Annotated in this window: 16 protein-coding genes; 6 read left to right on the top strand and 10 right to left on the bottom strand. The window is 70.3% G+C overall.

What is annotated here, in order from left to right:
* Positions 1 to 747: 747 nt before the first annotated feature.
* Complete coding sequence (locus ACWEFL_RS31510) at positions 748 to 1,857, bottom strand: alpha/beta hydrolase fold domain-containing protein (RefSeq protein ID WP_451719203.1); 1,110 nt, start codon at positions 1,855 to 1,857, stop codon at positions 748 to 750.
* Between the two features lie 427 nt (positions 1,858 to 2,284).
* On the opposite strand from ACWEFL_RS31510, the gene ACWEFL_RS31505 reads away from it, so the two are divergent.
* The 3 genes from ACWEFL_RS31505 (at position 2,285) to ACWEFL_RS31495 (ending at position 7,158) form a co-directional block, all read left to right on the top strand.
* Positions 2,285 to 3,805 (top strand): AMP-binding protein, encoded by a 1,521-nt coding sequence (locus ACWEFL_RS31505; protein WP_451719200.1) that lies wholly within the window; start codon positions 2,285 to 2,287, stop codon positions 3,803 to 3,805.
* Between the two features lie 252 nt (positions 3,806 to 4,057).
* Complete coding sequence (locus ACWEFL_RS31500; protein ID WP_451719194.1) at positions 4,058 to 5,860, top strand: acyl-CoA dehydrogenase; 1,803 nt, start codon at positions 4,058 to 4,060, stop codon at positions 5,858 to 5,860.
* A gap of 332 nt (positions 5,861 to 6,192) precedes the next feature.
* Positions 6,193 to 7,158 carry a LysR family transcriptional regulator gene (locus tag ACWEFL_RS31495; RefSeq protein WP_451719307.1) on the top strand — a complete coding sequence of 322 codons (966 nt, stop codon included), beginning with the start codon at positions 6,193 to 6,195 and terminating at the stop codon, positions 7,156 to 7,158.
* Here ACWEFL_RS31495 and ACWEFL_RS31490 read toward each other — a convergent pair.
* Positions 7,142 to 8,227, bottom strand: coding sequence for a YeiH family protein (locus ACWEFL_RS31490; RefSeq protein WP_451719191.1), 1,086 nt, complete (start codon positions 8,225 to 8,227; stop codon positions 7,142 to 7,144). The genes ACWEFL_RS31495 and ACWEFL_RS31490 overlap by 17 nt on opposite strands.
* A 72-nt stretch (positions 8,228 to 8,299) precedes the next feature.
* On the opposite strand from ACWEFL_RS31490, the gene ACWEFL_RS31485 reads away from it, so the two are divergent.
* The 3 genes from ACWEFL_RS31485 to ACWEFL_RS31475 all read left to right on the top strand — a co-directional run bounded on the left by ACWEFL_RS31485 (position 8,300) and on the right by ACWEFL_RS31475 (position 12,600).
* Positions 8,300 to 9,862: a carboxylesterase/lipase family protein gene (locus tag ACWEFL_RS31485; protein ID WP_451719188.1), complete on the top strand. Its 1,563-nt coding sequence runs from the start codon at positions 8,300 to 8,302 to the stop codon at positions 9,860 to 9,862.
* 10 nt (positions 9,863 to 9,872) lie between these two features.
* Positions 9,873 to 11,483 carry a rhodanese-like domain-containing protein gene (locus ACWEFL_RS31480; RefSeq protein WP_451719185.1) on the top strand — a complete coding sequence of 537 codons (1,611 nt, stop codon included), beginning with the start codon at positions 9,873 to 9,875 and terminating at the stop codon, positions 11,481 to 11,483.
* A gap of 64 nt (positions 11,484 to 11,547) precedes the next feature.
* On the top strand, positions 11,548 to 12,600 hold the full coding sequence (locus ACWEFL_RS31475; RefSeq protein WP_451719182.1) for a LysR family transcriptional regulator: 1,053 nt from the start codon (positions 11,548 to 11,550) through the stop codon (positions 12,598 to 12,600).
* On the opposite strand, the gene ACWEFL_RS31470 is transcribed toward ACWEFL_RS31475, so the two are convergent.
* The 8 genes from ACWEFL_RS31470 to ACWEFL_RS31435 all read right to left on the bottom strand — a co-directional run bounded on the left by ACWEFL_RS31470 (position 12,525) and on the right by ACWEFL_RS31435 (position 21,432).
* Complete coding sequence (locus ACWEFL_RS31470; RefSeq protein ID WP_451719180.1) at positions 12,525 to 13,115, bottom strand: cysteine dioxygenase; 591 nt, start codon at positions 13,113 to 13,115, stop codon at positions 12,525 to 12,527. The genes ACWEFL_RS31475 and ACWEFL_RS31470 overlap by 76 nt on opposite strands.
* Positions 13,116 to 13,340: 225 nt before the next feature.
* Positions 13,341 to 14,180: an enoyl-CoA hydratase/isomerase family protein gene (locus ACWEFL_RS31465; RefSeq protein WP_451719177.1), complete on the bottom strand. Its 840-nt coding sequence runs from the start codon at positions 14,178 to 14,180 to the stop codon at positions 13,341 to 13,343.
* A 41-nt stretch (positions 14,181 to 14,221) separates the two neighbouring features.
* Positions 14,222 to 15,082, bottom strand: a complete 861-nt coding sequence (locus ACWEFL_RS31460) for a TIGR03619 family F420-dependent LLM class oxidoreductase (RefSeq protein WP_451719175.1) — start codon at positions 15,080 to 15,082, stop codon at positions 14,222 to 14,224.
* Positions 15,079 to 15,891 carry an ATP-binding cassette domain-containing protein gene (locus tag ACWEFL_RS31455; protein ID WP_451719173.1) on the bottom strand — a complete coding sequence of 271 codons (813 nt, stop codon included), beginning with the start codon at positions 15,889 to 15,891 and terminating at the stop codon, positions 15,079 to 15,081. The genes ACWEFL_RS31460 and ACWEFL_RS31455 overlap by 4 nt, the downstream gene beginning before the upstream one ends.
* Entirely contained in the window at positions 15,860 to 17,869 is a 2,010-nt protein-coding gene (locus ACWEFL_RS31450; protein WP_451719170.1) for a dipeptide/oligopeptide/nickel ABC transporter permease/ATP-binding protein, read from the bottom strand. Before ACWEFL_RS31450 ends, ACWEFL_RS31455 begins: the two co-directional genes overlap by 32 nt.
* Positions 17,866 to 18,807 carry an ABC transporter permease gene (locus tag ACWEFL_RS31445; RefSeq protein WP_451719167.1) on the bottom strand — a complete coding sequence of 314 codons (942 nt, stop codon included), beginning with the start codon at positions 18,805 to 18,807 and terminating at the stop codon, positions 17,866 to 17,868. Before ACWEFL_RS31445 ends, ACWEFL_RS31450 begins: the two co-directional genes overlap by 4 nt.
* Before the next feature lie 75 nt (positions 18,808 to 18,882).
* A complete protein-coding gene (locus tag ACWEFL_RS31440; RefSeq protein ID WP_451719164.1) occupies positions 18,883 to 20,424 on the bottom strand; it encodes an ABC transporter substrate-binding protein in 1,542 nt (513 codons plus the stop codon).
* Between the two features lie 78 nt (positions 20,425 to 20,502).
* Positions 20,503 to 21,432 carry an amidohydrolase family protein gene (locus tag ACWEFL_RS31435; RefSeq protein ID WP_451719161.1) on the bottom strand — a complete coding sequence of 310 codons (930 nt, stop codon included), beginning with the start codon at positions 21,430 to 21,432 and terminating at the stop codon, positions 20,503 to 20,505.
* Between the last annotated feature and the right edge of the window lie 86 nt (positions 21,433 to 21,518).

Below are 21,518 nucleotides of genomic sequence, written 5' to 3'. Positions count from 1 at the left end.
TTCTCAACTCTCTGCCGGAGGCGATCCGAAGCGCGGCCGTTGATTGCCCCCGGCAGGTGAGGCCGGTCGCACGGCCCCCTGGGGCGGCTCCGCACCCCGGGGGCCGTGGTCCCGAGTGCCCGACGCAGTGGCCCCGCCGGGATCGGAACAGCTGGTCAGCCATGGCGAACGGGTCGTGGGAACCGCCCGGAGAGTTCGGCCCACGCCGACTCGGACGGGTGCGCCCACACGGTGAGTCGAGCCCGTTCTCCGCTGCTGGCCCCGCTCAAGTCCCACCCCTGAAAGGGGCGTTGAAAGCCGGCATCCGCCAGGAATCAGCCATGCGGTCCCGGCGGTGGGCCGGTGGACCGGTGGGCCGTGCGATGGGTCGGATGGGCATCCTGCTGTATCTGTTCAGCGGGTGCGCCTCCGCCGCGGTCGGCGGGCGGCCGTTCGCACCCGGGAAACGGCAGCCGGCCCCGGCATGAGCGGAGAAGCACGGTCGCGCGGTATCGACGTTCCCGTCTTCGCCGCGGACGCGGGTGCACGGCGATGCCGCCGCCTTCTGGAACTGTTCCGGCGACACGGACACTCCGCCGCCCTTGCGAGCCGAACGGTCACCGGCGGGACCCGTTCACACGCGCGGAAACCGCGGGTCGGCGGGCGCCTCGGCGGGTGCGCTGGTCTGCGGACCGGACCGAGCGGCCGTCGGGCCACGTGGCCGGAGGCCGGGGCCCCCGGAGGCCCCGGCGCGTCGACCGGCGTCGGTCAAGCCAGGCTGTCGGCGAAGCGTTTGACGTCGCTTACGGTCGCGCGGTACACGTCCGCGACGGCCTGACGGAAAATCAGGTCGGCGCCGTGGACGAGACCCAGGTTGACCCGCCCCACCGCCGGAACGCCGGCGCGCAGCAGCTTGCGGTAGTAGGCGATCCCCTCGTCGCGCAGCGGGTCGAGTTCGTTCACCGCGATGACGTGCGGCGGCAGACCCGCGAGGTCGTCCTCGGTCGCGAAGTAGGGCCAGCACAGCGGGTCCTCGGCATGCGCGCCGAGTGGGTCGTAGCTGATCACCAGGAGGTCCAGGATGGCGCAGTTGGTGAAGTAGCCGTCGTTCTCCACCAGGGAGGGAAGTTCGGCGCGCTTGCGCGACTCGGGCCACCCGTAGGCGCCGCTGATGTACGGCACGGTGGCGTATACACCGTCGATGGCGCCGAGCCGTCCGTCGCGCTTGGCCTTCAGCGTGGTGGCCAGGGCGAGATTGGCGCCGCCGGACTCGCCCTGCAGGACGAGACTGCTGATGCCGAGCGCGTCACGGTTGGCGTGGATCCAGTCCAGGGCGCTGGTGCAGTCGTCCAGTCCCGCCGGGAAGGGATGGGGTCCCGAGGGAGTGTACGCACTGCGGAAGTCGACTCCGATCGCGACCATCCCGGCGGCCGCGAGGTCCTGGCACCACCGCCGGTGCACCTTGTTGTCCGCCTCCAGCAGGGTCATGGCACCGCCGTGGAAGTAGACGGCACACGGCAGGGGGCCGTCCGAACCCGCCGGGCGGTAGATACGCAGCGTGATGGTGTTGCCGTCCACGCCCGGGATGGCGCGTGTCTCGCAGTCGACCACGGCGGCGTCGTCGCCGGGTAGTTCATTGGGCAGCGCCTCGTACAGCCCCTCGAAAGCGGTGTGCAGCGCCGCCACGAACTCCGTCCGGCTCTCGGCGGTGGCGTGGCGGTCGACGGGCGGCGGGGCGGCGGCGGCGTCCAGGCCATGTGCGGTCAGCGCGGGGATCAGGCGGGGGTCGGTGCGCGGGTCCGTCCTCGGGGACATCGCGGGTTCCACAGGGCCCGGTGATTCGCCGCGCGGCGGGGCTTCGTTCAGGTGTGCGGTCATGATCGGGTCCTTCCCTGGCGCATCCTTACGTTAAGTAACAGAGCCCGACAGTACTCGTTTTGCAACATCTAGTAAATAGGTTGCACAAACGGGGGGCGCGAGGAGATATTGGAACCGTGGACCACTGACCAGCGACGGGCCCGCGGATTTCCGGACACGACGAATGCATCATTATCAGAGATGTTGCATAGAGCTGTGTCGGCGGCCACCCGCCGGGCCGGTCCTCAGCACCGGGAGACCCGAGCATCCGCGCCGGGCCGCCGGTCGGCGACGGTCAATGGCGAGCCGAGAGTGAACGGAGCGTGCCACCCGTGATCAAGGTTTGCAGTGAATCGGACGGAGCGGTCGTACGCGGTTCCGTACGCGTGTCCCGTGGGCGAGCGGCCGGGTGCCGTCGCGCCGCGGGAGTGCCCGGGGCGGGTCACCGATGACGAACGCGGTGGAACCCGTCTGGCGGCACGCGGAGCGCAGTCCCGCGGCCACGGCCCTGAGGGCGGGCGACTCGGTGTGGTCCTACGCCGAAGTGGCCGGACAGGCCGAGTCGTTCCGCGCCAGGCTGAGCGAGGCCGGAGTGCGGCCGGACAGCCGGGTGCTTCTCGTCGCTCCGACCGGGCCGGAGTTCGTGTTCGCCTACCTCGGCATCCTTGCCCACGGCGCGGTCGCCGTGACCGTCAACCCCCAGTGCACCAGCGCCGAACTCCAGTACTTCCTGCGCGACGCGGGCTGCGAACTCGCGGTCGCGGGGCGCGAGACGCCCGACGCGCTGCGCGAGGCCGCGGCGGCGACCGGTGTCGGGTTCTGGACGCTCGCGGAAGGAGGCGACGGGCCACGGCCCCAGGTCCTCGCCGGTCCCGTCCACCCGGTGCACGAGGCGGACGCCGCGGTCCTGCTGTACACGTCGGGAACCACCGGCCGGCCCAAGGGCGCGGTGCTCACCCACGCGAATCTCAGCGCCGCCGCCGCGATCTACGCCGAAGTCCTGGAGCTGGACGCGGAGGACCGCGTGGGTACGGCGCTGCCGCTCTTCCATGTCTTCGGGCAGGTCGCCGTGCTGCTCATGGCCGTGCAGGCGGGCGCGTCGGTCTCCCTGCTCCACCCTTTCTCGGGTGCCGCGATGCTGCGGATGGCCGCCGAACACCGGCTGACCGTGGTCTCCGGCGTCCCGACCATGTGGAACGAGATGCTGCACGCCGACTCACCGGTACGCCCGGAACAGCTCGCCGGGCTGCGCCTGGCCGCCTCGGGGGGCGCCGCGCTGCCCCTGGAGGTCGGGCGTGCCTTCCAGGAGCGGTTCGGTACGGCCATCCTGGAGGGCTACGCGCTCAGCGAGACCTCGGCCGCCGCCGCGTTCAACCGGCCCGGCCGGCAGGTGCGGGACGGCAGCGTCGGCCAGGCACTACCCGGACTCGAGGTCACGATCCTCGACGACCAGGGGCAGCCGCTCCCCCACGGCGGAGTGGGCGAGATCGCCGTCCGCGGGCCGGTGGTCGCCAGCGGCTACTGGCGCAATCCGGAGGCGACCGCGCAGTCCACCCGGGACGGCTGGTTCCTCACCGGCGACCTGGGCCGGATGGACGAGGAGGGCTACCTCTGGGTGGTCGACCGGAAGAAGGACATGATCATCCGGGGCGGCTACAACGTCTACCCGCGCGAGATCGAGGAAGTGCTCTACGAGCACCCGGCGATCCGGGAGGCGGCCGTCGTCGGCGTACCGGACGAACGGCTCGGGGAGGAGGTCGCGGCCGTGGTCGTCCTGGATCCGCTCCAGGCCGTCGGGGCCGAGGAGTTGCGGGGGTGGCTCGCCCAGCGCCTGGCCTCGTACAAACAGCCGCGGCTCTACCACACGGTGCCGGCGCTGCCGCGGGGATCGACCGGCAAGCTGCTCAAACAGGCCATCGACCGGGCCGAAGTGCGCCGCCGGGCACGGCGGGTGCGCCTCGCACCCTGAGCACCGGCCCCCGGACGGCGATCGGCGCGGCACGCCGGGAGCGCGGGCGCCGAGAGGACCGCGACCGGCATCCATCGGTGCGCTACGAAGGAGGCCGCACAGAGCGTGCCTCGGGCACCAAGCCGCACCCGCAAAGCCGTACGAAGCGTGCCGCGCGAACAAGGCCATACGACAAAGCGCGCGTCCTCGTCCGAGCCACCGGGCACCGTCCGGGGCGCCGCACACAGTCCAGCGAAGAAAGGACCCACTCCCATGGCACGGTCGAAGATCATGTCCCGGCGGGACATCGATTTCTGCCTGTTCGAGTGGCTGAACGTCGACACGCTCGTCAAGCGCGAGCGTTTCCGGGACCACGACCGGAACACGTTCGAGGCCGTACTGCTGCTGAGCGAGCAGGTGGCGGCGGAGAAGTTCGCTCCGGTCAACCGCGTCACGGATCTGAACGAGCCGTTCATGGACGCCGACGGCAAGGTCGTCCTGCCCGACGGCGTGGCGGACGCCGTACGGGCGTACCAGGAGACCGGGCTTTCCGCCGCGGTGTTCGATCACGCGCTCGGCGGAGTACAACTCCCCTTCGTCGTACGCGCCGCGTGTTCCACCTGGTTCCAGGCGGCCTGCCCGAGCGCCTACGCCTATCCGTTCCTGGCGGAGGGGAACGCCGGCCTGATGGTGGCCCACGGGTCCCGGGAGCAGGTGGACACCTATGCCCGGCCGGTCGTCGAAGGCCGCTGGTTCGGGACCATGTGCCTGTCCGAGCCCGAGGCCGGCTCGTCGCTCGGGGACATCACCACCCGCGCGGTCCGGCAGCCGGACGGGACCTACCGGCTCACGGGCACCAAGATGTGGATCTCCGCCGGCGATCACGAACTCGGCGAGAACATCGTGCACCTGGTGCTCGCCCGGACCCCCGGCGCCGCCCCCGGGGCCAAGGGCATCTCCCTGTTCATCGTCCCGCGCTTCCTGGCCGACGAGGCAGGCGGACCGGGTGAGCGCAACGACGTCGCGCTGGCCGGGCTCAACCACAAGATGGGTTTCCGGGGAACGGTCAACACGCTGCTGAACTTCGGTGAGGGCGCCTGGCTGCCGGGGGGCGCACCGGGGGCCGTCGGCTTCCTCGTCGGCGCGGAGGGCGAAGGGCTCGCCCGGATGTTCCATATGATGAACGAGGCGCGGATCAGCGTGGGTTCGGGGGCGATGGCCCTGGGATACACCGGCTATCTGCACTCCCTCGACTACGCCGGGAGCCGCACACAGGGCAGGAGACTGGGCGACAGGGAACCGGGCGGCGCGCCCGTGCCCCTCGTCGAACATCCGGACGTCCGCCGGATGCTCCTCGCGCAGAAGGCGTACGCCGAGGGCGCTCTCGGCCTCGTCCTGTACGCCGCGAGGCTCGTGGACGAGGTGCGCACCGCGGAGACGCGGCAGGCGCGGGCCGACGCGCACGATCTCCTGGAGATCCTCACTCCACTCGTCAAGTCCTGGCCGTCCCAGTGGTGTCTGACGGCCAATGACCTCGCCATCCAGGTCCTCGGGGGAGCGGGATACACCCGCGACCACCCCGTCGAGCAGTTCTACAGGGACAACAGGCTCAACCCGATCCACGAGGGGACGCACGGCATCCAGGCTCTCGACCTGCTCGGCCGCAAGGCCGTACGCGACGACGGCCGGGCCCTCCAGCTGCTGGCCGCCGCGATCCGGGACACGGTCGCGGGCGCTCGCGCCGCCGGAGGCGAGGCCGCCCGTCTCGCCGACGTACTGGACCGGCATCTCACCGAGGCGCTGGAGGTCACCGCCGAGCTGTGGCGCGACGGCGACCCGAGGACCGCACTGGCCAACGCGACACCGTATCTGGAGGCCATGGGCCATCTCGTCATCGCCTGGATCTGGCTGGAACAACTGCTCGCGACCGACGGCAAGGAGGGTCCCTTCTACGAGGGGAAGCGCTTCGCCGCACGCTACTTCTACCGGTACGAACTGCCCATGGCGGCACCTCGGTGGGCGCTGCTGAGGTCGCTCGACCGCACCACGCTCGATCTCGACCCAGCCGTGCTGTGACCGGGCGGGCGCGGGAGGCGCGCACCGCCGCGGATTCCCGCCTCGGGCATCGCGCCGACGACGCGCCCGCACCGACCTCCGCCGGAGCCCCGCAGAGAAGCGAAAGGAGCCGACCGATGACGGTACACACGGCACCGGCCCGGACGAACCACGACGGCCCTGACCATGAAGGCTCGGACCACGATGGCCCGGACCATGAAGGCCCGGACTACGAAGGCTCGGACCACGACGGCGCGGGCCACGGTGGCCGGAACCACCACGGGCCGGGCCGCCACGGGCCTGACCGGACGGACGCGGCCAGGACGCCGCTGCCGGATCCCGAGTCGCTGCGCATGCTCGTCCTGATCGGTGACCTGGGCAGCCTGAGCCGGGCGGCGGCGCGGCTCGGTGTCGCCCAGCCGTCGGTGAGCCAGCGGCTGTCGACACTGGAACGGCGGCTGGGGCTGGTCCTGGTGGAGCGTACGCGGCGCGGATCGCGGCTCACCGACGCGGGCCGCACCGTGGCCGGCTGGGCCCAGCGGATCCTCCGCGAACAGGAGCGGCTGCTGACCGGCGTCGAGTCCCTGCGGGTCGCACGCGACGCCGAGCTGAGGATCGCGGCGAGCATGACGATCGCCGAGTGCCTGGTACCGGGCTGGATCCGCGCTCTGCGCCGCGTACGGCCCGCGCTGTACGTGGGACTCCGGGTCACCAACAGCGAACAGGTCCCGGAACTGGTCCGCACGGGAGCGGTGGACCTGGGGTTCATCGAGTCACCACGGGCCCCGGAGGGACTGTCGGCCCGGGAGGTCGCGTCGGATCGTCTGCTCGTGGTGGTGGCCCCGGCCCATCCCTGGTCCCGTCGCAGCCGTCCGCTCACCGCGGCGGAACTCGCCGCCGCGCCACTGGTGCTGCGCGAACCCGGTTCGGGCACTCGGGAGACCCTGGACCTCGCACTGCGCGGGGCGGGCGCGGGCGCACCCCGCCCACTGCTGGAACTCGGATCCGCGACGGCCGTGCGCAACGCGGTCATCGCCGGAAGCGGACCCGCGGTGATCAGCGAACTCGCCGTACGGACCGATCTCGCCGACCGCCGACTGGTCTCGGTGGAGATCGAGGGCGTGGAACTGCGCCGGGCCCTCCGCGCGATCTGGTCCCCCGGGCACTCCCCCACCGGGCCCGCCGCGGACCTGCTCGCGGCCACGCCGGGGGCCTCGGGCCCACGAGCGCCGTCCCCGCCTGTGCGTCCAGACGGCCGGGAGCAGGCCGTCCGGCGGGTCCGACGGCCGGGGAACCCGGTGGCTACAGGGAGCCGGTGACGTACTGAAGGGCAAGGGTGGACGAGGTGACGGTCGCCCACAGGCAGGCGCCGAGGAGCAGCGGCCGGAAACCGGCTCGGCGCAGGCCCGCGAAGTCGGTCGACAGTCCGATGGCGCACAGGGCGACGGTGATGAGGAACGCCGACAGTTCACCGAGAGCTCGGCCCGCGGCAGCGGGGACGAGGCCCGCGCTATGGACGGCCGCCGCCAGCAGAAATGCCACGAGAAACCAGGGCACCAGTTTCATCGGGCGAATTCTTTTTGAGGATGCGTCCGGCCCGGCGGCAAATCGTCGCCGGGCTACGAGAAACGCAAGTCCAAGACAAATAGGAATGATCATCAGGGTGCGGGTGAGTTTTACCACCACGGCCTGGTCGACCGCTGATGGATCGTATGCGGAGGCGACGGCGACGACCGATGACATATCGTTGACCGCGGTCCCCGCGAACACACCGAACGCCTGCGGATCCATTCCGATCAGATGGCCCAGTGCGGGAAAGACGAAAACGGCAGCGACATTGAAAACGAAGACCGTGGAAATCGCATAGGCGACCTGAGTGCCCGCGGCCCCGATGACCGGGGTGACCGCGGCGATCGCGGAGGCGCCGCAGATCCCGGTGCCCGTCCCGATGAGGGTGCGCAGCTCGCCGCCCAGCCGGAGCCGGCGGCCCACCGCATATGCGGCGAGCAGGCAGGCGGCCAGCGAGCCGACCAAGACCGGCAGCGCCCCGGCGCCGACGTGGAGTATCCGGGTGAGCGAGAGCTGGGCGCCCAGCAGAGCGACGGCGAGTTGCAGAACGGGTTTCGCGGCGGTGCCGATTCCCGGCCGCAGCCGGGGGCCCGGCCGGTGCAGCGCGGCGAGGAGCGCGCCCATCACCAAGCCGGACACGGGCCCGCCGACCACGGGGAACAACCGGCCGATCACCGTGGCCACAAGCGCGATCGCCAGGGTGAGGCCCAGTCCGGGCACGTGGGCCGTGAGGCGGGACAGCCCGCCGGCGGCCCCTCCGGTGTCACGTTCGCCCCTCGCGGGCCGGTGGGACGACTCGTCGCCCGCGTCTTTCTCCATGCTCCCGACTCTGGCCCGTTATTCGCCCCGTTCTGTAGCCCCTGAATGAGCACAACGTCATAGGCATTCCTTATGACTGCCCTGATTCTGTTATTGCCGCGTTCATTGACATCACCGGAGCACTGTGGCGCAATCGTCCTCGTGAGCGAATTTACGCAGGGTCCGCAAGTAGAGGTCGAAGGTGGTCTACTCCAGGGGATCTCCTCCGGCGACGTCTCCGCATTTCTGGGAATCCCGTATGCGGCTGCACCGTTCGGGGAGCGTCGTATGCGACCCCCGCAGCCGGTGGAGCCGTGGTCCGGTGTCCGGTCTGCCACGCAATACGGTGCGACCGCACCCAAGGGAGAATACGCACCGCAGTACCGGCCGCTTTTCCCGGAAGTCACCATCGAAGGCGATGAATGCCTGAACCTGAATGTATGGACGCCGGACCCGTCGGCGACCGGGCTGCCGGTGCTGGTGTGGATACACGGCGGGGCGTTCATGAACGGCTCCGGATCGGTCGGCGAGTACGACGGCACCGCGTTCGCCCGCGATGGCGTCGTGTGCGTCACCGTGAACTACCGGCTGGCCGCCGACGGGTTCCTCTGGTTCGGGGACGGCACCGCGAACCTCGGAATGCTCGACCAGGTGGCCGCGCTGCGCTGGGTACGGGACAACATCGCGGCGTTCGGTGGTGACCCGTCGCGGGTCACCATCGCCGGGGAGTCCGCGGGCTCCATCGCTGTGTGCACCTTGCTGACCATGCCGGCGGCCCGGGGCCTGTTCGCCCAGGCGATCGCCCAGAGCGGCGGCGTCTCCCGCATGCTGACCCCGCAAGAGGCACGGCTGGTCGGCGGCTATCTCGCTGACGACCTCGGTGTGGCACCGAACCGCGAGGCGATCGCCGAGGTCCCGCTCGATGCGCTGGTGCGGGCGGCGTCGAACCTGATCATCGAGGCGCAGACCGGTGCCGCGCCGGAGCGGTGGGGGTCGGGGCTGATGGTGTTCGGGCCGGTCGTCGACGGCGCCGTCATCCCGCGCCCCCCGCTGGAGGCCATCGCGGACGGCCGCGGCGGCGAGATACCCCTGCTGATCGGTACAACCCGTGACGAGGCGCGGCTGTTCTACGTCTCCGACGGCTCGCTGGACACCATCGACGAGGCCACCCTGCCCGTCTACGCGAGCGGCTACGGCCTGGACGACCAGGGGTTGGCGGTCTACCGGGCCAACCGGTCCGGTGCGCGCCCTGGGGACATCCTCGCCGCCCTGGTGACGGACTGGTACTTCCGCATCCCGACCGTCCGGGTCGCCGAGGCCCGCCAGGCCGCCGGCACGGCCGGCACTTGGGTCTACCGGTTCGACCACCCGGGACCGGAGGCCAACGGCGGCCTGGGGGCGTGCCACGGAGCGGAGATGCCCTATGTGTTCGGCACCACCGGCCTGGAGGACGTCCGTCCGCGCATCGGCGACCGGCCGTCCCAGGAGGTCGCCGACTTCGTCCACTCCGTCTGGACCTCGTTCGTCACCCACGGGGAGCCCGGCTGGAGCACCTATACCGCAGACCGCCGGACGACCGGGTTGCTCGACCGGGGAGTCACCGAGGCCGACGACCCGTCGGGCGACGAACGAGCCGTCTGGGACGGCATCTGCTGAAGGGGGAAAGATGCAACCGCCCAGCAAGGTGATCGACAGCGCAGAACTGGCCGCTCTCCTGGCCGCCGGGGCACCGCCCGCGGTCCTCGATGTCCGCGAGCGAGGCGAGTACGTCCGAGGACACATCCCCGGCGCGACCACCCTCGCGCGGGGACTGCTGGAGATCTGCGTCGGTCACGTCCTGCCCGGCCTCGCGACGCCGGTCATCCTGTACTGCGACGACGGTGAACGCAGCCGGATGGCCGCCGAGACGATGGCCCGCCTGGGGTACCGGGATGTGGCCGTGCTCCAGGGCGGCTTCGCCGAGTGGCGGACTGCCGGCGGCGAGAAGGAGTCCGGCGCCAATGTGCTCGGCAAGACCTACGGCGAGCGGCTTTCCGTGGAGCGTGACCTGCCGCAGGTCGATCCGGCGGAGGCCGAGTCGCTGATCAGCGCCGGGGCGGCGCTGGTGGTCGACGTACGCGACGAGGGGGAGTACGCCTCCGGTCACCTCCCGGGCGCGGTCCATGTTCCCGGCGGCGAACTGCCGTTGGCCGTCGCCGGATTGCGGGCCGCCGGGGCGCTGCCGGACACCGTGATCGTGCACTGCGCCGGACGAACCCGCGGTCTACTGGCCGTGGACGCCCTCCAGCGGGTCGGCGTGCACAACGTCTGGGCACTGCGCAATGGAACGATGGCGTGGCTGATGTCCGGCCGTGAGCTGGAAGTCGGCCGGAGCGAGCGTCGCGGGCCGGAACCGACGACGGCGGGGCAGACGTTCATGGCCCAGCACGCCGACGGTCTCGCCCGGGAGGCCGGCATCCACCCGATGTCGCCGGAGGAGCTGGCGCGGGTGCGCGCCGGCGGCGGCTCCGGGTATCTGGTGGATGTCCGGCTGCCCGCGGAGTTCGCCACCGGACACATCGACGGCGCGGTCTCCATCCCCGGCGGTCAACTGGCCAACACCGCCGACGAGTTCATCGGCCACCGTTCGGCCACCGTGGTGTGCTACTCGAATCACCAGGTGAGGGCTCGGATGGCCGCCGAACTCCTGCGGCGGGTCGGCTATCCGCAGGCGACCTGGCTCACGATCGGGTTCGACGAGTACCGGGCCCAGGGCCTCCCCACGGCATCGGGTGTACCGCACCACGCGGGGAAGGACGTCGCCGGACTCGGGGCGGCACGGGCTCTCGTCCCGGAGGCCACCTGGCAGTCCCTCACCGGCCCGGACGCCCCTGTGGTGCTCGATGTGCGCCGCAGCAGCGAGTTCGCCGTCGGGCATCTGCCGGGGTCGGTGTGGGTGCCCAGGGGCGATCTGGAGCGAAGGCTGCCCGGTGTCTGTCCCGACCGGCACAGGCCCCTCGTCGTGGTGTCCAACCGCGACCTCCGCTCCGCGCTGGCCGCGCGGACGGCGCGGGACCTCGGATACACCCGGGTGCGGCGGCTGGCCGGCGGACTGCGCGGCCCGGCGGCCGGACAACGGCTCGTGGAAGGGCTCGACGGGGCTGAGGTGAGCCTGATCGAGGCCAAGGAGGATGTGAACCTCACCGGCGAACGCGGGTCGATCCTGCGACCGGACCACACCGATATGCGGCGCTATCTCGAATGGGAGCTGCGCCTCGGCCAGCACCCCCGGAGGTGAGTGGTTTGTCCGTGGAGCACAGGGGACGTATCAGGATGGCCGGACCGTGGTAGGGGCGGCCGGCATGGACGTCGATCAGCCCTTCGGTGACCTGCTGGACGCGGAACTCCATGTCTGCGTCGGCCGGCACGGCAGCGTACGGCTCGCCGCGACCGCCTGCGGCATCAGCCAGCCGGCGGCATCCCGCCGCCTCCATATGATGGAACGCCGGGCGGGGACCCGGCTGTACGAGTTCAGCACGAAGGGGGCGAAGCTCTCCGCCGCCGGGATGTTCTGGCAGAGCGAGGGGCAGCGGCTGCTCGCGGATCTGCGGGACGCGGCGGTCCGTTTCGACCGGGACTTCCTGACCACCGGCAGCCGGCTGCGGATCATCGCCGGTCAGGTGGTCGCCGAGCATCTGCTGCCCTCCTGGCTGCTGGAGTGGGCCGAGGGCGGCGACCGCCACTGCCACGTAGAGATCGGCAACTACACCTCGGTCCAGGACGCCGTGCTCAAGGGAGAGGCCGAGTTGGGCCTGCTGGAGCTGAGCGGGGAGGTTCCCGAGCAGTTCCGCGCGGTGCCGCTCGTCGGCGACCGGCTGGTGCTCGTGGTCAGCCCGGCGCATCCGCTCGCCGCGCGCAGGAGTCCGCTCACGCTGGACGAGCTGGCCAGAATGCCGTTGATCCAGCGGGAGTCGGAGTCCGGCACCCTGCTGGCGCTGACGCGGATGCTGCGGGCCGGGGGACACCGGCTCGCGCAACCGGCGATCGAGGTGGGCTCCGCGTCCGCCGTGAAGTCGGCGGCCACCCGCGGTCTGGCCCCGGCTGTCGTCCCGCGGATCTCGGTGACCGAGGAGATCGAGTCGGGAAGGCTGTGCGAGATGCCGGTGGCCGGGATGGAACTCCGGCTCACGGTGTACGCGATCCACCGGCGTTCGGTACGGCTCACCTCGGCGGCGGACTCGTTCCTGGCCTCGGCCGTCCGGTCCGCCGCCGCGTCACCGGCCCGTCGTCCCGGCCGCCGCGCCGCGGCGCCCCCTCCCCGTGGCGCGGCGGTTCCGGGTCATCGCGGCAAAGTGCCGCCGGTCTCGGTCCACCGGGACACGAACCAGTCCACGTCGCCGGTCGCCGGGTCGTAGCCGCGGCGCGGCAGTTGCCCGATGTCGGCGCCGTACACATGGATGCCGACGCACGGGGTGTCGCCGCCGCACCGCACCTCGTGGACGTCGTTGTCGGTCGTGCAGCACACCGTCACCTCGCCCACGGTCCACTCATGGGCGCCGGCCCGTACCAGCGGTTCGCCGGGCGCCGTCGGCTTCTCGTATCGGACCTCGGCCTCGACACCGGCGTAGATGCCCACCACGCCCCAGGTCTCATGGCCGTGGACCGGGGTGCGCTGGCCGACGTCCCAGACCGCCGCGGCGATCGAGAAGGAACCGTCGGCGGCGATGTGCAGCGGGTACATCACATAGCGTGTGGGACTGGCCCTGGTCACGGCCTCGGGCAGGGTCGGCCCGGAGGCGAGCAGTGCCCGGAGCCGGTGCGCGACGTGCGCCGTCAGCTCGTGCTCGTCCGTGGTCGTGTCTATCAACTGTTGCACCTCACGGGCCAGTCGTTCGACGGCCGGCACGGTACCGAAGCCGCTGCTGGTCATGCTCCCTCTCCTTCCGCCCGGGTGATCCGGGTCGGTCACTGGTCATCGGCGCCTCGGTCGCGGTACACGCTCGCCGCGTCCGCGTCCGCGCCCAGCCTGGGCGAGGCGGGGACGGGCTCGTACACCGTCGGCCGGGAGCCGCCCCGGAGTGTCCGGGGCGGCCGGTGCCGCGGTGGTGCCGGGTCCCGGCGGAGTCGGTCTCCGCATGGCGGGACTCCCGGGTGGCTACTTCTGGCCGATGTAGGTGCCGCGCAGACCAAGGTCGATGTCGAGGCGTTTCAACGCCTCCTCCACGCCCACCTCCGCGATCGTCTCCCGCAACCGCCGCTGGAAGGGACCCATGTTGGTCTTGTCCTGGATGAATCCGTCGACGCCGTGCTCAAGCTCGGCCTGGATTCCCGCCAGTTCCCACCGCCGGTTCACCGACCGCTTCATCGTCGCGACGACATCGTCGGGCATGGCCGCCAGCCGATCCGCCAGCGCCATGGCCTCATCCATCAGCTTCTCGGCCGGCACACACCTGGTGGCCAAGCCGAGTTCGGCGGCCCGGACACCGTCGATCACATCCCCGGTGAGCAGGAACTCCTTCGCCCCGCGATAGCTCAGCATCCACGGGAACACGTTGAACATCGGCGGGGCGAGGCCCAGCCTGATCTCAGACATGCCGATCTCGGCGTCCGGGGTGATCAGCACATGGTCGAACATGGCGGTGAGATAGACCGCCGCGCCGAGGCATATGCGCTCCACCGCGGCCACGAACGGGAGAGGGCTGCGCCAGATCCGCCAGAAGGTGTCGGTGGCGACGTCCGTGTGCTCGGTCACGCGCTGCCGCAGGAGCTCCGGGTCCTTCAGCACGCTCGCGCGCATCGCCGAGAGATCGGACCCGGTGGAGAACATCCCCCCGCTTCCGGTCAGCACGACGGCCCGTATCGACGAGTCGCCCTCCAGTTCGGTCACCGTGGCGCTGATGTCCCTCAGGAGCGCGTCCGTCAGGGAGTTGCTGTGCTCACGCCGGTTGATGGTCAGAACCGCCACTGGGCCCTTCTTCTCCACCAGGAGCTGCATAAAATTCCTCCGATCAGATTGGTGCGGGTTGGTGCGGGGGGTCATGGGATCAGCCCCAGGTCCTGTGCCACGGAGCGCAGGGCCGCCCGGCGGTCGTCGAGCGTGCCGCGGGGCCAGATCCGGTCGCGGTCGACCTGGACGACGATGTCGTGCAGGCCCTCCGCGGCGTACCGGGCGACGAGCCCGGGGTCGGCCTTCCCGATCCGTAGGTAGAAGGTGAACGGGTCGGTCCGGCCGCGCTGGGCACGCAGCGAGGCGAGGGTGTCGCGCAGCCGCAGTGCCTCGTCCACGGTCGGAAAACCGGAGCTGAACCATCCGTCGCCGATACGCGCCGCCCGCCGTAGCGCGGCCGGAGAGTTGCCGCCGACGATGAGTGGGATGGTGACCGGCCGGGGGTGGACATTGACACGGGGTACCTGGAAGTGCGCGCCCTGGTAGGCGAACCACTCCCCCGTCCACGCCAGGCGCAGGATGTCCAGCGCCTCGTCGACCCGCGCTCCGCGGCGGTCGAACGGCACCTGAAGGGCGGCGAACTCCTCGGCGATCCACCCCGCGCCCGTCCCCAGCATGAAGCGCCCGTCCGAGACATCGTGGAGCGTCACGGAGTGGCGGGCCGTGGTGAGCGGGTGCCGCAGGGCGACCAGGTGAATGCCGGTGGCGACCTTGATCCGCTCGGTGGCGGCGGCCATCGCCCCGAGCGTCACCCAGGGATCGAGCAGCTCGGTCCCGGAGTGCAGGGCGCTCGCCCGAGGGCCGTCCGCCAGGGGGTGCGGGCTGTCGTGCTCGACGGTCACGACGTGTTCGGCGAGCCACAGGGCGTCGAATCCGAAGGCGTCGGCGGCCTCGGCCAGTTCCAGGGCTTCCCGGGCCGGAAGATCGTACAGAGCCAGGCCGACGCTCATGACGCGCTCCGCGACGGCGGCCGTCCCGGGCCGGTCCGGGTGGGGACCGCGCCGAGCAGGGACTTCGTGTAGGGGTGGCTGGGGCGGGAGTAGACGGCGGCGGTGTCGCCGGCCTCCACGATCTCCCCGAGCCGCAGCACGATCATCTTGTGGGCGATGTGCCGGACGACGGCCAGGTCATGGGAGACGAACAGATAGCTCACGTTCAACGAGCTCTGCAGGTCCGCGAGGAGGTTCAGGATCTGCGCCTGGATCGACAGGTCCAGGGCACTGGTCGGCTCGTCGCAGATGACCAGTCGCGGCGACATCATCAGGGCGCGGGCGATGGCGATGCGCTGCCGCTGACCGCCGGAGAACCTGCCCGGATAGCGCTCGGCGGCTTCGGCTCCCAGCCCGACCCGTTCGAGCATGTCGGTCACCCGCCGGTTCAGCGTGGCCCGGTCCGGGCGTTCGTGTACCCGCACCGGCTCGGCCAGCAGGTCGGCGATGGTCTTGGTCGGGTTGAGGGAACCATAGGGGTCCTGGAAGACCACCTGGAGTTCCGCGCTGAGCGCCCGTCGATCGCGGAAGGGGGCACGGGTGATGTCCTTCCCGGCGAACTCGATCGTCCCGGCGCTCACGGGTGCCAGTCCGAGGATGGCCCGGCCGATCGTGGACTTTCCCGATCCGGACTCCCCGACCAGGCCCACGGTCTCCCCGGCGCCGATGGAGAAGCTGACCCCGCGCACGGCGGCGGGCCGGGACGACTTGCCGGCGGTTCGGTAGGTGACCACCAGGTCACGCACGTTCAGCAGGGGTGTCTCGCTCACTTGTGCCTCCTTCCGCGAGGACGTGACTGCGCAGACAGCGGGCATGATGGCGGGGGGCCGGTTCCTCCAGCGGGACGGGGTGCGCGGAGCACTCCGCCACGGCATGGCGGCAGCGGGGCTGGAAGCGGCAGCCGTTGGGCCAGTCGCCGGGGGTGGGGACCGAGCCGGGGATGGTGGCCAGGCGCCGGCCCGGTTCGGACACATGCGGGTCGGCGGCGAGCAGACCCTCGCTGTAGGGGTGCAGCGGTCGATCGAGGAGGTCCGTGACGGTGCCCATCTCGACGATCTCCCCGGCGTACATGACCAGGCACCGGCCGCAGGTACCGGCCACAACCCCCCAGTCATGGCTGATCAGCAGCATCGCCATGCCGGTTTCCTGCTGGATGCCGGTGAGCAACCGCAGGATCTCGGCCTGGACGGTGACATCCAACGCGGTGGTGGGCTCATCGGCGATCAGCACCGACGGTTCCCCGGCCAGCGCGATGGCGATGGACACCCGCTGCGCCATGCCCCCGGAGAGCTGGTGCGGATACAGGCGTGCCACCTTCTCGGGATCGGGGATGCGTACCTGTTCCAGCAGTCGCAGCGTCCGTTCCCGGGCGGCCTGCCGGTCCCGGCCCGAGTGGACGCGTACGGCCTCGCCGATCTGACTGCCCACGGTGTAGTTCGGGTCCAGCGCGGCCATGGGGTCCTGGGAGATGAAGGCGATCGTCGAGCCACGCAGCCGGGCCCGCTCCCGCGCGCTCATCGTCGCGGTGTCCACGCCGTCGATCGTCACCCGCCCGCCGATCACCCGGCCGCCGGTGGGCAGCAGATCGAGCAGGGCGAGGCAGGTGAGGGTCTTTCCGCAGCCGGACTCCCCGACGAGGCCGATGGTCTCGCCCCGCCCCAGGGTGAAGCTCACGTTCTGCACGACCACGTTCCAGCCGCCGCCCTCCTGCCGCGCCGGCAGCGCCACGGTCAGGTTGTCGACGCGGATGATGGGATCGTCCCCGTCGGTTGCCGTCTCGCTCACGGAACGCGCCTGGTCCGGGACGGTGGGGTCCGGTTGCTTGGCGGGAGGCTTGGCGCGGCCGTGGCTCCGCTGCCCCGCCCAGCGCTCCGTGGTCGCGTCGCGTACCGCGTCCCCGAGGAGCACCAGGGCGATGACGGACAGCGCCACGATGCCCCCGGTGGGGACGAGGAGCCAGCGGTTCAGCTCCATCGCCGCCGAGGCGTCGGCGACCATGCCGCCCCAACTGGGATTCGGAGGATTGACGCCGAGGCCGAGGAAGTTCAGACCGGTCTGGGTCAGCAACGCGCTGCCGGCGATCACCGACAGGTTGACCAGGACCGGACCCACGACCCGGGGCAGCACATGGCGGAAGGCGATCTGCACCTGGTTCAGCCCGGACACCCGGGCCGCCGCGATGTAGGGCTCCTGGCTCACCGCGATCGCGGCGGCACGGGCCACCCTCAGCAGTCCGGGAGCGAAGATCATCCCGAGGGCGACCATCGCCGCGGCCATGTTCTGGTCGAACAGCGCCAGCACCATCAGCATGATCACGATGCCGGGCACCGCCAGGAGTACATCGGCGACACGGGTGGTGACCGCGTCCGCCCAGCCGCGCGCCAGCCCCGCGAACACCCCCACCGGAACGGCCAGGACGACCGCGACCGCGACCGCGAGCAGGGCGAGCCCGAGGGCTGATTCGCCCGCGTACAGCAGCCGGGAGAGCACATCCCTTCCGAGGGTGTCGGTGCCCAGCAGGTGGGAGGCCGACGGTCCGGACAGGATCGCCGCGGGGTCCGGCTCCAGCGGATCGTAGGGCGCGATCCAGGAGGCGGCGAGGGACGAGACGGCGACCACACCCAGGAAGACCAGGGAGGCGAGCGCGATCGGCTTGCGCAGGACCCGGCGGGCCAACGAGGGTGCGTTCGACGCCCGGGGCGTCCCTGTCGTCTCGGTGATCTCGGTGATCTCGGCAGGGCTGGTCATGTGACCCTCACCTTCGGGTTGAGCCACGCGTAGACGAGGTCGAGCACCAGGTTCACGCCCATCACCAGGAGCGCGAAGTACACGGCGACCCCCTGGATCATGGGAATGTCGTGGTCCGCCGTCGCCCGGATCGCCAGACTTCCCAGCCCCGGCAGGTCGAAGACGTGCTCGATCACGACCGCGCCGCCCAGGGAGCCGATGAAGAGCACTCCGGAGACGGTGACGACGGGGATGGAGGCGGCGCGCAGCGCGTGCTTGAACAGGATCGACCGCTCGGGGATGCCGTTGGCCCGCAGGTTGCGGATGAACTCCCGGCCGTCGACGTCGAGCAGGGCCTCCCTGGTCTGCTTCGCCACCGCGGTCATGCCGTGCAGGGCGAGCGCGGCCACCGGGAGGACGAGAGACCACAGCCAGCGGCCGGGTGACTCCGCCAGCGGTACGTAGCCACCGGACGGGAACCAGCCCAGGGACACGCTCAGCGTGGCGATCAGCAGCAGCGACACCCAGAAGTTGGGCAGCGCCATGCCCAGTACGGAGACGACGTCGGACAGGCGGCGGGTGGGCCGGCCACCTCGGCTGCTGAGCACGCCCAGGGCCAGCCCGGCCAGGGTCGCCGCCAGGGTCGCGCCCACGACCAGGGACAGCGTGACCGGGAGTCTGGTGTTCAGCGCGGCCACGACGGACTCACCGTTGAGCGGTGACTGCCCGAGCGATCCGCCCAGCACGTCCCCCAGCCAGGCGAAGTACTGGGTGTACAGCGGCTGGTCGAGATGAAGTTGCCGCCGCAGCGCCTCGATCTGCTCCGCGGTCGCCGTCGATCCGGCCATGGTGACCGCGGTGTCTCCGGGGATGAACCACTGGAGGACGAAGACGATGACGGACACCACGAACAGCACCGGCACCGATATCGCGATTCGCCGGAGTATCACGGATAGCATCGCGCGCTCCTTGTCGACTCGGCCTGGGGCCGGCCCCCGGGTGGTGGCCGGTGTGCACCGGCCACCACCCGGTCGTCATGCCGGGCGGAAGAACTGGAGATTCGCATACACGATCCATTTCGAGGGGGCCATCTGCTCCTCGATGCCCTTCAGCCCGGGCCTGGAGTAGTAGACGGTGTCCTCCAACGAGAAGGGCGCGAACCATGCCTGTTCCAGCCAGCGCCGCTGAATCCGCTCCCAGAGTTCCTGCTGCTTCTCCTCCGAGGCCAGGGCTATCTGCCCCAGCAGGTCGTTGACCTGAGCGTCCTGGGTGCGCTGCGGGTTCAGGAAGCCGAGGAGGCCCTCCACGGTGTACCCGTACATGTCGTAGTTCTTGCCGAGCCAGATGGCGGCGGGCACCTTGTCCGCGGCCACGGCGCCGACCCACTCGGTGACCGAGGCCGGTACCTTGACGTCGACCTTCACCCCGATCTTCGCCCACTGGGACGCGATGATCTGTGCGGACTCGGTCCATCCGGGACCGGCCTTGTAGGCGTAGAGCCGCAGGTCGAACCCCTTCGGATAGCCGGCCTCCGCGAGCAGCTTCTTGGCCTTCGCGACATCGTAGGGATAGAAGTCGTCCAGATCGGCGGAGTACCCCATCGCGCCGGGCAGGGCCAGTTGCTGGGTCGGCTTGCCGGATTTCCCGGACAGCAGCGTCGCTACCGCCTTGCGGTCCAGTGCGTGGTTCAGCGCCCGCCGCACCCGGACATCGGCCAGTGCGGGATTCAACGCGCCCTTGCGGTCCATGAAGGTCACCTGGGCCGGAATCGTCACCGCCCGGTGGACGTTCAGTCCGTAACCCTTCGCCGAGTCGGCTGTCTTCAGGGAGCCGATCATCACGTCGACCGAGCCCGAGCGCATCTTGAGCAGGGTGGCGTTCTCGTCCGGCATCACCTCGACCACGAGTTTCTTGAAGTGGATCGCCTTCTTGTCCCAGTAGTGCTCATTGGGCACGTAGGTGTACCGCTGGTTGGTGATCGTCTGCTGGGGATCGAGCTTGTACGGCCCGGTGCCGAAGGTGCGGGTACCGAGCTTCTTCGGGTCCTTGACGGCTTCGGGGCTGGCCACATGGCTCGCGGTCTTCTGGTGGGACAACACCGCGATCAGGCTGGGGTCGGCCTTGTTCAAGGTGATCTTCAGGTCCAGTGGGCCCGTTGCCTCGACCGACTTGAACTTGTAGCTGGCCGCGAACGGCCCGCCCGCACCGGGGATGTACTCCAGCCAGCGCTTCACCGCGTCCGCGTTCATCGGTGTCCCGTCGCTGAACTTCACACCGTCACGCAGTTTCAGCTCGAAGACCTTCTTCGCCGCATCGGTGTAGCCCCAGGAGACGGCCAGTCCGGGCTTGTAACCCTCCGGTCCCAAGAACATCAGCGGTGTGTACGCCGGCTCGATGAACCACAGCAGTGGGTTGTCGCCACCGCTACGCGCGGGGTCGAGGGAGAGAGGAGGGAACGGGGAGGCGATCGTCAGCACATCCTTGCTCTGCTTCTTCGCCTGGGGTTTCGTCCCGTTCGAGCTCTGGCAGGAGATGAGCAGACCCGTGGCGAGAACGGTGGCCAGGGCCACCGTCACCCGGAATCTTCTTCTGAGTGGTTTTGACAAGTACAAGAGAGGCATCGTGCCTCCTTCAGTGGGAAGGAATACGGTTGTCTACCGCGGAGGCACGGTGTTCAGGGCGAGCAGTCTCGCCGCGTTGTCGTACAGGGCCTTCCGCATCGAATCCTCTGTCAACCCGAGGTTCCGGAACTTCTGCACCATCTCGCCGAGTGGGGCGTAGGGGTATGCCGTTCCGAAGAGCAACTGGTCCTGGAGGAAGGTGTTCGCCGCCTGGACGTACTGGTCCGCGCCAGGCACGAACATGTAGACGTCCGGGCAGATGTGAACATTGGGGTGCTTGAGTGCGACGCCGATGATCTGGGTCACCCACGGATAGCATCCGTGCCCGGCGACAAGGGGGAGGTCGGGGAAGTCACGGGCGACATCCTGGATATCGGCCGGGTGGTCGAACCGGATGTTCTTTCCGTAGATCGGCCCGGTCATCAGGACGACGGGAACGCCCAACTCCTGGCACAGCTCGTACAGGGGGTAGATGCGCCGGTCGTTGTAGAGCGCTTCGTACCGGGTCCTGGCCGGCTCGATGTGGATGCCCTTGAATCCGAGGTCCGTGATGCAGCGCCGTGTTTCCGCCAGGGAGTCGTGCAGTTCATTGCTCACATCGATGCCGGCGATGCCCACGAGCCTGCCGGGGTGCGCTGCCACGAGGTCCGCGATGTGGTCGTTCGGCAGTATCCCGTTCTGGCGCTCTTCCGGTGGCGTATCCGGACGGGTCCAGGGGGAGACGGGCGAGTTCCTGCCCAGCGCCACCGTCAGCCCGATGCCCGCCTCGTCCATTTCGTCGAAGAACAGGTCGACGTCCCGCTTCAGGAACGACGGAGCCGGGGCCTTGACGCCGAGCCGGAGGTTGGCGACGATCGTCCGCTGGCGCGTGAAGTAGCTCAGGAATTCCTCCGTCGGCGGTCGCCCGCGGAAATCGATGATGGCGGGCGCCTGGGCCGGCTCCGCTGCTGTGTTCTCACCCATGGTCGTCCGACTCCGTTTCTTTTCTGTGGTTGGTCTTTCTGTGGTTGGTCTTTCTGTGGACTTACGGTTCGCTGCCGGGCCATCGC

Source organism: Streptomyces sp. NPDC004838 (assembly GCF_053600955.1).
This window is presented reverse-complemented; position numbering and strand designations above follow the sequence as displayed.

Coding starts and splice junctions, on each gene's coding strand:
- ACWEFL_RS31510 (WP_451719203.1), bottom strand. CDS start 1,857: ATGACCGCACACCTGAACGAAGCCCCGCCGCGCGGCGAATCACCGGGC.
- ACWEFL_RS31505 (WP_451719200.1), top strand. CDS start 2,285: ATGACGAACGCGGTGGAACCCGTCTGGCGGCACGCGGAGCGCAGTCCC.
- ACWEFL_RS31500 (WP_451719194.1), top strand. CDS start 4,058: ATGGCACGGTCGAAGATCATGTCCCGGCGGGACATCGATTTCTGCCTG.
- ACWEFL_RS31495 (WP_451719307.1), top strand. CDS start 6,193: ATGCTCGTCCTGATCGGTGACCTGGGCAGCCTGAGCCGGGCGGCGGCG.
- ACWEFL_RS31490 (WP_451719191.1), bottom strand. CDS start 8,227: ATGGAGAAAGACGCGGGCGACGAGTCGTCCCACCGGCCCGCGAGGGGC.
- ACWEFL_RS31485 (WP_451719188.1), top strand. CDS start 8,300: ATGACTGCCCTGATTCTGTTATTGCCGCGTTCATTGACATCACCGGAG.
- ACWEFL_RS31480 (WP_451719185.1), top strand. CDS start 9,873: ATGCAACCGCCCAGCAAGGTGATCGACAGCGCAGAACTGGCCGCTCTC.
- ACWEFL_RS31475 (WP_451719182.1), top strand. CDS start 11,548: ATGGACGTCGATCAGCCCTTCGGTGACCTGCTGGACGCGGAACTCCAT.
- ACWEFL_RS31470 (WP_451719180.1), bottom strand. CDS start 13,115: ATGACCAGCAGCGGCTTCGGTACCGTGCCGGCCGTCGAACGACTGGCC.
- ACWEFL_RS31465 (WP_451719177.1), bottom strand. CDS start 14,180: ATGCAGCTCCTGGTGGAGAAGAAGGGCCCAGTGGCGGTTCTGACCATC.
- ACWEFL_RS31460 (WP_451719175.1), bottom strand. CDS start 15,082: ATGAGCGTCGGCCTGGCTCTGTACGATCTTCCGGCCCGGGAAGCCCTG.
- ACWEFL_RS31450 (WP_451719170.1), bottom strand. CDS start 17,869: ATGACCAGCCCTGCCGAGATCACCGAGATCACCGAGACGACAGGGACG.
- ACWEFL_RS31445 (WP_451719167.1), bottom strand. CDS start 18,807: ATGCTATCCGTGATACTCCGGCGAATCGCGATATCGGTGCCGGTGCTG.
- ACWEFL_RS31435 (WP_451719161.1), bottom strand. CDS start 21,432: ATGGGTGAGAACACAGCAGCGGAGCCGGCCCAGGCGCCCGCCATCATC.